The following is a 13,312-nucleotide window of genomic DNA, read 5'->3' as shown; positions in this document are numbered from 1 at the left end:
ATTATATTTCTTCTTCGAATCGCTAACATCCATTTGAAGCAAGCCCAAATCCCTCCGGATTTGGGCTTGTTCCTTTCTACCAAAACCTCTATCATAGACAATAACAGAGTCATAGAGGAGGAACATGATGAAGACGGGTTGGAAAATCGCAACGGCCGTGGTATTGATTGGCGGCAGTGTTTGGGCAGGATCGCTGCTGAATATGCAAGCGGAAGGGGCTGGGACGACGCCAGGGACCGCAGATGATCCCGTGGTTACGAAGAGTTATGTGGATCAAGCCATTCAGCAAGCTCTTGGGAATGGAGGATCCAGTTCACCAAGCGCACCTTCCGCTGGAGATTCTGACAGCAGTTCCAGCAACGAAGGAATTAAAATCGTGGAAGTCAAACCAGGCAAGATCCTTATTGCCTCTCCAGGGGCGGAGTTTATTGTTCGCGCAGGTAAAGCTGTAGTATATAGTGCGGATGCTAATGGTGTCGCAGACCTCACTGACGGGAAGGATATTCCGAATGGCGGGACGGTTACGAACAACCACCTGTTGTCTTTCCCAAGGGAAGGCCGTGGGATTCAGGTTCAGGAAGGCGACACCCACAACTTAACGGTCATGGTACGGGGCGGGTACCAAATTAAATAGTCCGTAGGCGGCCCCGGTTGCCATATGGCAGGATTGGGCAGCACAGACAATCATTCCTGAGCGTAACGAAGATGCAGTGAGGCCATGCTACTCCTGAAACCAATTTATCAGGAGGTGTCTGGATTATGGCAAGAGGCAATCGGAAAATCGTACCGGAAAGTCGTCAAGTCTTGCAGCAATGGAAATATGAAATTGCCGCTGAGTTTGGTTTGCCTGTAGGGTATGGCGCGGCAGGAGCTGGAGCGGATACGGAATTCGCTGGGGAATTAGGTGCTATTGGCAGCGGGCAAAGCTCTGCCGGAGGCTGGGGACTTCTGACATCCCGCGAAAACGGCTCTGTCGGCGGGGAAATTACGAAACGCCTCATCGCGCATGCCGAACGGAACTTCATCCTATAAATTATTCTAAAAGTCATGAATTATTTTGACATGACTTGGCAAATGCGATACTATTTCCTTTGAGGATGTGAATCCAACCTTTTCCGATTTGGGAAAGGTTCATTTTTTGCTTGGGCTTTATATTGTATTGGATAGACAGGCTATAGCCATACTATCCAAGGGAGGTTGAAACTATGTCCGTACAAGGGCGACACCTATTTACTTCCGAGTCTGTCACTGAAGGGCACCCGGATAAAATTTGTGACCAAATTTCCGACGCGGTACTTGATGCTTTTTTGGCAAATGACCCTTATGCTCGGGTAGCCTGTGAAGTGTCTGTAGCCACCGGGTTGGTGCTGGTCATCGGGGAGATCAGTACGAAATCCGAGTATGTTGATATTCCGGCGATCGTTCGTAAGACGGTTAAGGAAATTGGTTATACTCGTGCAAAATACGGTTTTGACTACAGTACCTGCGCCGTGTTGACGTCGCTGAACGAACAGTCTGCTGATATCGCGCAAGGCGTTAATGCAGCTCTGGAGAGTCGCGATCAGGCTCAGGTCGATAAAGAAACGGAAAATATCGGGGCTGGCGACCAGGGCTTAATGTTTGGGTTTGCCACGAACGAAACGCCGGAGCTAATGCCGCTTCCGATCGCTCTGTCGCATCGGATTGCACGACGCCTCTCCGAAGTGCGTAAAGACGGTACGCTTGACTATCTTCGTCCCGACGGCAAAACCCAGGTGACGATTGAATATATTGATGGCAAGCCAAAACGTGTAGACACGATTGTCGTATCTACGCAGCATGCTGAGGAAATTACTTTGGATCAAATTCAAAGAGATATTAAGCAGCATGTGATCCTCCCTGTCGTTCCCGCGGAGTTGCTGGACGGGGATACGAAATATTTTATTAACCCGACGGGTCGTTTCGTCATTGGCGGACCTCAAGGGGATGCCGGCTTAACCGGGCGCAAAATCATTGTGGATACGTATGGCGGTTATGCCCGTCATGGCGGCGGAGCATTCTCGGGGAAAGACCCGACAAAGGTAGACCGATCGGCAGCGTATGCCGCTCGTTACGTAGCGAAAAACCTAGTTGCTGCAGGGCTGGCTGATAAAGTGGAAATCCAATTGGCATATGCGATTGGGGTTGCCAACCCGGTATCCATCAACGTCGATACGTATGGAACCGGTAAAGTGCCGGAAGAGAAGCTGGTGGAGCTCGTGCGTGAGAACTTCGACCTTCGCCCGGCCGGAATTATCCGCATGCTGGACCTGCGTCGCCCAATTTACCGTCAAACCGCCGCATATGGTCATTTTGGCCGTACGGACATCGATCTGCCTTGGGAAAGAGTGGACAAGGCCGAGTTGTTGAAGGCACAAGCAGGGCTGTAATTGTATATTGTTTAAGACAAGGATATTCATCTATTTGGGTGAGTATCCTTTTTTATTCCCTGAATTCTAAACTCGCTGCTACCTTTTGCCGTTATTAATTATAGGTATGTCTTGAACTCGTATCATTTTTTACTTTACATATATGATTGCAACCGGGGAAGGGGAAAGGAAATGAAAAAGAAACTATCGTTATGGATTGTTATTGCGATGATATTTAACATGTTCATAGGAGTATGGGAAGAGGACGTTGCGAGCGCGGCAAGTGCCACTGCACCATTACCTACTGTCGTTCCCGCGAACGGTTCTACGAATGTTCCAGTTGACATCAAACTGCAGATCCGTGTTCCGGGGGCAAAAATCAAGACAAACGGCACGCAGATGTATACGATTTCCACCAGTGCGGGTGGAGTGACGGATAAAAAAGAAGTTACCGTTACGGAATCTACCTATAAAGAATCTATTGTACTGACGCCGCCAACTTTATTGCAATATAACACAGTGTACACCGTTTCTTTGCCTGAGGATGCTTTTACCATCGAAGGAAGCGGTGAAACTACGGCAGCCTATAGCTGGTCTTTTACGACAGCCAAATCTTCAACGACGGCACTATCTGCATCCTTTAGTCCGGGCAATGGGAGTACGAATGTCAGCATTAACACCAAACCAACGATTACGTTTAACCGAAATATTAGATTGAATCCTGGTGTTGCAAATGGGGGAATTACGCTTAAAAAATCTAGCAACAATGCAATCGTACCTATTACGGTGTCGGCGAGTTCCAATCTTGTGACGATCTATCCAACAAGTTCAACGCTGGAGGCGGGTACTAGTTATTATATTGAAATTGCGGGGAACGGGATTTACGATGCTCAGAATACATTAATTTATTATGCAGGAATAAGTGGAAGTAATCGTTGGAGCTTCCAAACTGCTGCTCCTGATAAAACTGCACCCGTACTCCAAAGCGCAACGATGTATAGCAACACAGCTATTCGATTATTGTACAATGAGCCATTGCTGTCCACTTCAAATTTGCCCACTTCCTATTTCACAGTGACGGTGAATGGAGAAACACGTCGGATTAGTTATGTTACCGTATCCGGGGATGCTGTATATGTAAACCTAGAGACTGGTGTAGCTGTTGGGCAGGATGTGAAAATCAGTTATACGGGTAGCACTTCGGGGATTCGGGATGTAGCCGGAAATGCTGCGGCTGCCTTCACCGGAAAAGTAGTTACTAACGGGATTGACTCGGTTATGCCGAAGCCAAAAGACGGGTATGCAACAAGCAACACGGTCACGTTGTATTTTAGTGATTCACTTAAGAGCCCTTCGAGTTATGCTTATCAACAATTCACGGTTACGGCTAATGGAAGTTCCAGGGGGATAAGTAGTCTATCCCATAGCGGCTCAACCATTACGCTGTATTTGTCCAGCTTGATTTCGAACGGTGATGTTGTCAAAGTATCCTATACACCAGGTTCTTATCCACTGCAGGATTACCGCGGTTTTGATATCGCGGGCTTCACCGATTACTTTGTTCGCAACACATATGATTCAGTGGCACCTGTATTTCAAGGGGTTGAGGGTTCTGGCAACAAAGTGATCTTAACGTATAATGAAGCATTGCGTACCAGCCCGACACCGTTAAAAAGCCAATTTTCGATACTGGTTAATAATGCACCGGTATATGTCACAGGTGTTGAAATTGTATCCAACCAAGTGATCCTAACCTTGGCTTCGTCATTTACAAAAGATCAGAACGTAACGTTATCTTATGTATCGGGTACAGGTGGCATCGCGGATCTAAATGGAAACCTGGCGGGTTACATCAACCTGCAGCCGGTAACATACAGTACCGTAGTTGAGGGGGTTCGTTCAGCCACGGTCACGGGAGATACGCTAACCATAACGTTCAATTCTACATTAAAGTCGGCGTCATATGTTCCGGTTAATCAATTCTACGTAAATGTGGATAACGTGAACCGTGGGGTTCAATCCGCGACTATTAGTGGCAATACGGTCATCCTGAAACTGAGCTCTGCTGTAACAGCCGGGCAGGTCGTAACATTGTCCTATCTGACAGGTGCGGCACCTTTATATGATAATCTGGGCAACATGATAAAAAGCTTTAATAATTTATCGGTACAAAACTTAATGGGTGGTCAGTCTACAACGCCAAACGGGGTCCAACCGGATTATCTGACCGTCATGAGTAATGCTCAGTTCGGAGTTAGTGGATATCTGTTAAACGTGAATACGGCCCAAGCTACTGACAGCCGGTCGCGTTTAGGCGCAGGAACAAAAAAATATACAATCGATAATACCAAGCTGCAGACGGCCTTTAGATATTTAGTAGACAGCAACGCTTCAGTCCGCAAAGTGGTATTTGAGGTACCTTCTACCGAGAAAGCAGCAGAAGTGGCTGTTCCACTTAGTGCACTGATGGATGTTTATAGTAGAGGAAAAACGGCTTCGTTTATGGTCAAATATAATCATGTGATGTATGAATTGCCGGTGGAAAAGATTCCGTTTACCGAAATTTCCAGGTTGCTTAATGTCAGTGCATTAAACTCAGCTTATCTTACCATTCAACTGGAGACGGTCACGAAAGCACAATTACCGGGGACGAACTACAGTAATGGCGTCACAACAACCCCGATGACGGACCCGGTGCAAATCTATGTGTCAGCATTTAACGGAGTGAATTCGCAAAACGCGGTAGAGGTGTCCCACAACGGACAACTTTACTTCCGAGCGACAAATACTTCGCCTAATGGTCAATTTTTGCTTATGAAATATGACGTAAATACACAAACCGTATCTTTTGTTCCGTCTAAAACAACAACTAGCGGCAGTGCAATCATCTTTAACGGGAAGATTAACGGCAATGCTGTAGTTGGTCCGGCGGTGGGCTACAGTTACTTCTCTGACACGACCAAGCATTGGGCTCGTGCGGACATTAATGAGTTGGCCAGTCGCTTGATCGTAACGGCTGCTTCGGGGTCGAAGTTTGAACCGGAGAAAAAAATCACCCGTGCTGAATTTGCGGTCTACATTGCAAAAGGCCTCGGACTGACTGGAGATGAATCCTATGCCCGTCGCTTCCCGGACGTTTCTTCCGGAACGACGGCGGCGTATATCGGGGCGGCAGCGAAGGCCGGGATTATCAACGGTAACGCGGACGGCACGTTTAAGCCAAACAGCAACATCACGCGGGAGCAAATGGCGCTGATGATGGTGCGGGCGATGGAATACGCCGGGTACAATACGTCAATGAACGGAGCCAGTGCGGCAACGTTGACGAAATTCAAGGATGCGGCGAAGATCCAGTCCAAGGACACGGTGGCTAAAGCCGTGAAGGAAGGCATCATTCAAGGTGTGACGACAAATACGTTCCAGCCGCAAGGCAATGCGACACGTGCGCAAGCGGCGGTCATGCTGAAACGTGTTCTGGATAAACTGAACTACATTTAATCCACAATGTTTCCCGGCACTAGGGGAGGAACCCAGGTGTCGGGATTTTTTTTGCTCACAAGTTATCTACCAAATCCACATTATCCACAGAAGATAAGCACATCCGATAGGAGTAACGAACAAAAGTTATCCTAGTTTTCCACAGAATTTATCCCCAATATCCACATTACCCACATAGATATTCCACAAAAGTTAAAGAAATTGATAGGTTCCTTTAACAATCTTGCTAAATTTCGTAACTTTTCGGCTTAAAAGTAGTCTATTAATAAGGGACTAGCTTTATAGAAGCGTGTTAGAAGCATGAACAGATGGGAGAGTTGTCTAACAAAATGGTAGTCAGAAGAGACGAAACCGGAAGAAACCAAACCCAAGTGAATACGGATCTGGAAGTTGTCGTACGTCAAAACTCGAAATTGGCCCATCTGGTGGCAAAGAGCGGCAAACGCATCGCGCTCGTCACGCTGGCGGGATTGATATGGATTCAACCCGTGATTGGCGTAGGGCCGATCGCGGGACCGGCTTTGACTGCGGAAGCGGCAGCAAGCCAAACGGTGAAGCTTAGCGAAGAAATGATCACGTCGGGGGCCAAGCTCGTGAAATACGAGTACACGGTAACCCGGTCGGGCAAACCGGTGAAGGTGCTGACCGATGTGATTGAGGTGGATTTGACGAATCCTTACGTCCAATTGGACGTGATGACCGGCAAAGGGGGACAAGTAACGACGAGACAAAGCGTGGAAGGGATGGTCAAGGAAACCGGGGCTGTCGCCGGGGTAAACGGCGATTTCTTTGCGACCGGCGGCCAAGGCGTTCCGATGGGACCGGCTGTATCGAAAGGAACAGTCGTCACCAGCCCGGCTCAGTTGCAGGGGATGTATGCTTTTGCCGTGCGGAATGACGGGACCCCGCTGATCGACCGTTTTGGCTTCAGCGGCACGGTGTTCGCCGAGGACGGTTCGACGTTCCCGCTCGCTGGTATTAATCAGGAATCCTATATGACTGAGCCGGACAAGGCCTACAGCCACGTGAATAAGATGTTTATTTATACGAGTGCCTGGAAAGCGGAGGAACGTCCAGCGGCCAGCGCAACGACCCCAACCGAGGTGCTGGTGCAAGGCGGCGTGATTACGCAGATCTCTATCAAAGCGGCGATTCCGGGACCGGTGCCGGCGGATGGGTATATTTTGCGTGCGCATGGTACGGCGGCGGACTATGTAGCTGCTCACCTGCAAGTCGGTCAGCGCGTGGATGCAGTCTATCAACTGCAATCTTTGACTGACGGGCAACTCGTAGACCCGGCGGATCTGAAAATGATGATCGGCGGCCACACGCTGCTGGTTGACCAAGGCAAAGCGTCGGCGTTTACCCGTTCAACGACATCGATCAGCGGAGGCAGCGCCGTGGCACGGACCGCAGTAGGTTACTCCAAAGACGGGAAAACGGCCTATATCATTACCGCCGAGAAAAACAGCAACAGCACCGGTCTTACCCTGAAGGAGCTGCAAGGCTTCATGACGGGAATCGGTGTCTGGAAAGGCTTGAACCTGGACGGCGGCGGCTCCACAACGATGGTCACGCGGCCGCTGGCGGAAACGACGCCGCAGCTCACTTTTACGACGTCCAATGGGGCGGCGGGGCAACGTGCGGTTGCCAACGGGCTTGGCGTATTTACGACGGCACCGCAAGGTTCGCTGCTTGGTCTCAAAGTCAGCGGCTCCTCCACGTTGTTCATCGGGCAAACTGTGCCGTATGCCCTGAAAGGATACGATACGTACTACAATCCGATCGATACGAGCGGGATCCAAGCTTCGTGGCAAGCCAGCAACGGCAACGTGGTATGGACCGGCAGCGGCTTTAAAGGCGTGAAGGCGGGCACCGCCAAAATTACCGCCACCAGCGGGCAAGCCAAATCCAGCATGGACGTGAAGGTGCTGGGCGGCACGGACCTGGAAAGCCTGACGCCGGGCACAACGTTTGCTCCGCTGCAAGCAGGAACCAGCGTCACAGTGGCTGTCACCGCGAAGCTGAAGGACGGACGTACAGTCGACGTTCCAGCGGAATCGGTGAAATGGACGTTCAGCGGTATGAAAGCTAGCGTACAAGGCGGCGTGCTGACAGTCCAATCCGTGAACAATGGGGCGAAGTTTGCGTATGCGACGCCCGTCTATGACGGCTTTAACGGAACACCGGTCGTGCTGTCTGCTTCCACCGAAACGATCTGGGAAAGCTTCGAAAACGTCGCCTACCCGATTTCCTTCACCGGTCTTCCGGCTGAAGCGAAAGGATCGGTAAGCATTGTGCAAGGAACCGGCGAGCGCGCCAACTCCAAGGTGTTGAAGCTAGATTACGATTTGACCGGCGGTTCCGGCAGCAAGTTTGCTTATGCCCAATTTAACGGCACGAGCGGCAGAGCGATCCCGGACAACGCAACGACCTTGACGGTGGATGTGCTAGGCGATGCGAGTCTGAACTGGGTGCGCGCCGAGTTGTCTGACGCGGACGGCAAGCCAGTTTACATCGACCTCGCGCGTCCGATGGATTACACCGGTTGGAAGACGCTGACGGCGGATCTGACCGCGGGTAACATCAAATTCCCGGCAAAGCTGAAGCGGCTTTATGTCGTAAACGTCGAAGAAGGCCAGGACGAACGGGCGCTGACAGGCAGCGTATCTTTTGACAATGTACGGTTTACGGCTCCTGCAGCCGGCGGCAGCAACCCGGACTTCCCAAGTGCGAAGGCTGTCATGGTGATCGGCCAGAAGTCGATGACGGTTAACGGGAAGAAGCAAAACCTGGAAGTTGCTCCATTGCTTAAGGACAATACGACCTACGTGCCGATCAAGTACGTGCTGGACGTCTTTGGCGGGAACGCAGCATGGAACGGGGCAGCCAAAAAAATCACGGTAACCCGCGGTACTATGGTGTTGGAGCTGACGGTGGGGCAGAAGGCATTTTTGCTAAATGGGGTCTCTTCCAAAGCGGAAGTCGCGCCAATTATTGTCAATGGAAGGACTTTAGTCCCATTACGTTTGGTCTCTGAACAGCTCGGAATTGGCGTAAATTGGGAGCAGAAAACCAAATCCATTACCCTCGAATCATGATATGATTAGTCTGGGACTATTTGGACTAAGAAACGGAGAAGGATTGTGTGGATTTTCAAGCGGATGCCATAGATCGCGTTATTAATAACGCCGTAAGCGTATTGGAAAATAGCAAGCTGCAGATCCTGGAAATACTAGATTCGGCCCGGAATGAGCTGAAGATGCTCAATAATGAGTTACAGAATGTCATGAAGGAAACGGCGGAAACGGTAGAGAAGGTTGATCAACTTGAGGTCAACTACCGAAAATCCCGCATCCGGCTGACGGAAGTCAGCCGGGACTTCGTGCGTTATACCGAGGAAGATATTAAGCAAGCCTATGAAAAGGCAACTCAGCTCCAGCTCGACCTGCTCATCTACCGAGAGAAGGAAATGTATTTGAAGGCTCGACGTGATGAACTGCAGAAGCGTGCGCGGAACGTGGAGAAGTCGGTGGAGCGCGCCGAGACGATCAGTTCGCAGATGAGCGTCGTGCTGGAGTACTTTTCCGGTGAATTAGGACAAGTGACCCGGATTTTGGAATCTGCGAAGAACCGTCAATTGATCGGATTGAAGATTATTTTGGCTCAGGAAGAGGAGCGAAAACGTATCTCCCGCGAGATTCACGACGGTCCTGCCCAGCTTCTGGCCAATCTAGTGCTAAGGACGGAAATTGTAGAAAGAATGCTTGCTAAGCAGGAATTTAAACTAGTGCAGGACGAAATAGTAGATTTGAAAGCACAGGTCCGCTCGAGTTTGGAAGAAATGCGGAAGGTTATTTTCAACCTGCGGCCGATGGCATTGGATGATCTGGGATTGATTCCGACGCTGCGGAAGTATGTTCATGACTACGAAGAAAAAACGAAGATAAGAGCAACCTTTGAAACCCGGGGCAAAGAGCACCGGTTGTCCTCTCCGATGGAGGCAGCGATCTTCCGACTGGTGCAGGAAGCGTTGACCAATGCGGCGAAGCATGCTTTTCCAACTTATGTAGGCGTTGAAATCACGTACCAGGCACAAATGATCCGTATTGTGGTAACCGACAACGGGTTAGGCTTCAAAGTGGATCAGCTGGAACAGAAGACGAAAGAGCATACACATTTTGGATTAATAGGCATGCGGGAGAGAGTGGAGCTGCTCGAAGGCCGGATGGAAATTGAATCGGCGGCCAACTTGGGCACGAAAATCATCATTCATATCCCAACCAACTCAGATAAGAGAAAGGAGTACCAGGATGGATAGTCTTACTAGTGGAACCAGACAAGTGATTAAAGTTCTCCTGGCGGACGATCACCAGTTATTTCGTGAGGGTCTGAAGCGGATTTTGAATATGGAGGAAGACATCGAAGTCGTTGGCGAATGCGGCGACGGCGCCCAGGTGCTGGAAAGCTGCTTGCAGCTTCAGCCGGAAATCGTACTGATGGACATTAACATGCCATTGCTGAACGGCGTGGACGCTACGGCCGAGTTGCGCGAGGTGCTGCCGGACGTAAAGGTCATCATTCTGTCGATTCATGACGATGAGAGCTATGTTTTTGAAACGTTGCGCAAAGGTGCGACAGGTTACCTGCTCAAGGATATGGAGGCGGAGTCCCTGATCAATGCGATTCGCACGGTGGCAGAGGGCAATGCGTTCATTCACCCGAAGGTGACGGGCAAATTGATTCAGCAGCTGCGCCGGATGGAATACCTGAGCGAAACGGGAGCGATTGCCGAGGATACCGCGATCCGCGAAGCAGGCGTGAAATTCGTAGCCGGCGACGACAACCCGCTGACCCGCCGGGAGGCCGAAGTGCTTCGCTTGATGGCGGAGGGCCGCAGCAACAAGATGATTGGCGAACATTTGTTTATTAGTGAGAAGACGGTTAAGAATCATGTCAGCAGTATTTTGCAAAAAATGGACGTCGACGATCGCACCCAAGCGGTTATTAATGCGATTAAGTTCGGCTGGGTAACCCTATAAGATAGCTGGGCTGGGTCACTCGAAATTGCCTAACCGTCCCGTGGCTGGTTTTGAAGGGCTTGGCGGGATTCGGGCGGGAGGCTCTTTGTGGCCGGGGTTACCATTTTATTCATGATCTTGAAAAGTGAGGCGATGTTGCCGTTACATCCGGAGTCTGGGCAGCATTTGGTGTCCCGGTTGCATCATTAACGCCTCTCGAACGAACGGCACCGGCCAATATACATAGTGGGTGGAAGGCTAACGGATTTGTTGATATACCTTGCTCTGCGGCTCCTTCCGTGCGAGTCCAGTAACCGACCTCTTGGCGGCGGCATATATTGTCGCTATAAGGGAGGTGGGTACGGTGGTTTCTTATATTGGCTGGATCCTTCTCAGCTACGGCTTGGCTGCGGCGTTGGTCCATGTTTTGCACGGAATGGTTCGGCAGGGAAAACGGAAGGATCGCGCGATTCATTATATTTTGGTGACGAGCAATCATGAGAACCAAATGGAATGGTATTTGCGGGCGCTCTCGTGGTATGCGCGGCTGCGTGGTTTATCCCTGCAGGTAACGGTGTTGGACGAAAGCTCGCAGGACGATACGCTGGCGATCTTGCGGAAGCTCGAAAAGCAAGGCGGGATAGAGCTCACCGTCATCGGTTTGGCGGTGGTGCAGCAAGAGGATGTGGAAGCGCATGCGGCCATGGTGGCCGAGGACGCGCCGGTCTGCATCGACCTTCGTGTACCGCGGGAGGCGGACAAAATTCCATATGTCCACGTGTAATCCCTTGTCTGGAATCGATGGTTCCGGAACTCAAGAACGACAGTGGCTGCAGGAAGGACAACAACATATGACCAGGCAGGCGCACAGCAATGCGCAGGTTAAAGTGTGAAGCACACTCTTTATGGCGAGAAGCCGAGGAGTGTGCTTTTTTGCATTTTTAGGCGAGATGGGGCGGCGGGGAGCTCTGAGGTCCAGATTGATGTGGATGGAGAGAAGGATGCGGTTGGGGGGGGGATTGAGGAGGTTGGGTGTGAAGGTGAGTAAATAAGGTGACGGGAAGTGGGAGGCAGAGCAGTAACAAGAGGTTGTAATAGGAAAATCAGAAAGTGGCATTGGAGGTGGACGGTGGTGGTCAGCGGTGTGAGGCGGCTTGGTTGGGGGTAATGAGCACGACTGAGAATGAGGGCTACGAGCAGTGCCTAGAAGACATGAGCTAACTGGTATATGCGAAGTGCAATGTGCACCTGGGCTCGAAGTGGTGGCCGTTCTAACGGAACTCAGAGGCGTTATTTGCCTGGGATTGCAAGAATGGGGATTTTAACGGAACGAGGAGACCTTATTTGCATCATGTGTGGGAGTTTTACCTTCTTTTTGGCCGGATAAGGTCTGTAGGTTCCGTTATCCCGGGAAATAGCCGGGAAATAGGCAAATAAGGTCACTCAGTTCCGTTACGTGAAGCCAATTCTATTGTGGGGCGATAGGTATCTCGGGGTCATTAGGGTACCTCAATATGGGCGCTTAATAGAGTACAAGATGCGACATGAGGTGTGAGGATTTTGGTGAAAGAAGTCGAAGCAACGGAGAAATTTTGAAATTGAAAAAAACTAAGATCAGAAAAAGAGGAATTATCCGAAAACTGTTGAAATATGGATAAAGATGTTAGAAATTAGGAGGACGGTGGAAATTGTGAGAGGGAGTCTGTATGCCGTACGCACTAAGTCAGGATGGCAGCTTCGTGCGAGTTTGGATTTGCACGTTGACTTGTTGTGGTGGATAGATAGGGAGGCGCACGCAATCTATTTATTATCGGAAGGGTTACCGTTCGGTTGGGCGGTTGAGGCTAGAGATTCCTTCAAGGCGTTCAGTGAGATGGATCGGTGGGCAAAGCGGGAATGGGATCATTTTTTGATGCGGACCTTGCAGGAGGAAATCAAAGCGGAGGCTAGGCTGATTCATCCGGCTGAGCCGTTAGATGAGGGTGCCCTGGTAGGTCGGCACCGGGGGTGGCTGGTGAAGGATGGCCAAGTCACGGCATGGGGACGGATGTTTATACATAGCGGGAATAGCGGGGATCCCAGGATGGGAATGAGGTTGACGGGACGGATTGAGGACACATTGGAATTAGAAAAGGATACGGAAAGGGAGATGAGGACGGGAATGTGGATGGAGAAAAAGGTCGGGGCCACGGGAAAAAGAGCCTTATCGAGCATTAATAGAGGTTTGGGTGCTAAAGCGGAGGTGTGCGATCAGGGGCAATACTCCATGCAGATGGATGGAGTAGGCGGGCCGACCGTGAGGGAGTGGGACGACGAGCATGACTCTCGGGGCGGGGGATCGGGTAGCGAGATGGCTGAGCTCGCCGATGCGGCGCAGCGCCTTGCCGCTGCGCTGGAGGGCCGCTC

Annotated in this window: 9 protein-coding genes; all 9 read left to right on the top strand. The window is 50.6% G+C overall.

The genetic code is table 11. The features are described from left to right. Positions 1–127 precede the first annotated feature (127 nt). Positions 128–634, top strand: coding sequence for a hypothetical protein (locus tag M3G15_RS20380; RefSeq protein ID WP_260071908.1), 507 nt, complete (start codon positions 128–130; stop codon positions 632–634). A gap of 125 nt (positions 635–759) precedes the next feature. Further along, entirely contained in the window at positions 760–1,032 is a 273-nt protein-coding gene (locus M3G15_RS20375; protein ID WP_260071907.1) for an alpha/beta-type small acid-soluble spore protein, read from the top strand. A 173-nt stretch (positions 1,033–1,205) separates the two neighbouring features. Then, positions 1,206–2,408, top strand: a complete 1,203-nt coding sequence (metK, locus tag M3G15_RS20370; RefSeq protein WP_028538154.1) for a methionine adenosyltransferase — start codon at positions 1,206–1,208, stop codon at positions 2,406–2,408. Between the two features lie 171 nt (positions 2,409–2,579). Continuing rightward, positions 2,580–5,885, top strand: coding sequence for a SwmB domain-containing protein (locus tag M3G15_RS20365; RefSeq protein WP_260071906.1), 3,306 nt, complete (start codon positions 2,580–2,582; stop codon positions 5,883–5,885). 329 nt (positions 5,886–6,214) lie between these two features. Continuing rightward, complete coding sequence (locus M3G15_RS20360) at positions 6,215–8,986, top strand: stalk domain-containing protein (RefSeq protein ID WP_260071905.1); 2,772 nt, start codon at positions 6,215–6,217, stop codon at positions 8,984–8,986. Positions 8,987–9,033: 47 nt separating this feature from the next. Continuing rightward, positions 9,034–10,206: a sensor histidine kinase gene (locus tag M3G15_RS20355; RefSeq protein WP_009225329.1), complete on the top strand. Its 1,173-nt coding sequence runs from the start codon at positions 9,034–9,036 to the stop codon at positions 10,204–10,206. After that, a complete protein-coding gene (locus M3G15_RS20350) occupies positions 10,199–10,927 on the top strand; it encodes a response regulator (RefSeq protein WP_260071904.1) in 729 nt (242 codons plus the stop codon). Before M3G15_RS20355 ends, M3G15_RS20350 begins: the two co-directional genes overlap by 8 nt. 343 nt (positions 10,928–11,270) lie before the next feature. Next, positions 11,271–11,690: a hypothetical protein gene (locus M3G15_RS20345; protein WP_260071903.1), complete on the top strand. Its 420-nt coding sequence runs from the start codon at positions 11,271–11,273 to the stop codon at positions 11,688–11,690. Positions 11,691–12,779: 1,089 nt separating this feature from the next. Next, positions 12,780–13,312 (top strand): hypothetical protein (locus M3G15_RS20340; protein WP_260071902.1); only part of this gene is annotated, 533 nt, incomplete at its 3' end.

It is taken from the genome of Paenibacillus sp. p3-SID1389 (assembly GCF_025151705.1).
In the GTDB taxonomy this organism is placed as follows: domain Bacteria; phylum Bacillota; class Bacilli; order Paenibacillales; family Paenibacillaceae; genus Fontibacillus; species Fontibacillus phoenicis.
The sequence above is the reverse complement of the archived record's forward strand: the minus strand, read 5'-3'. Positions and strand labels throughout refer to the sequence as shown.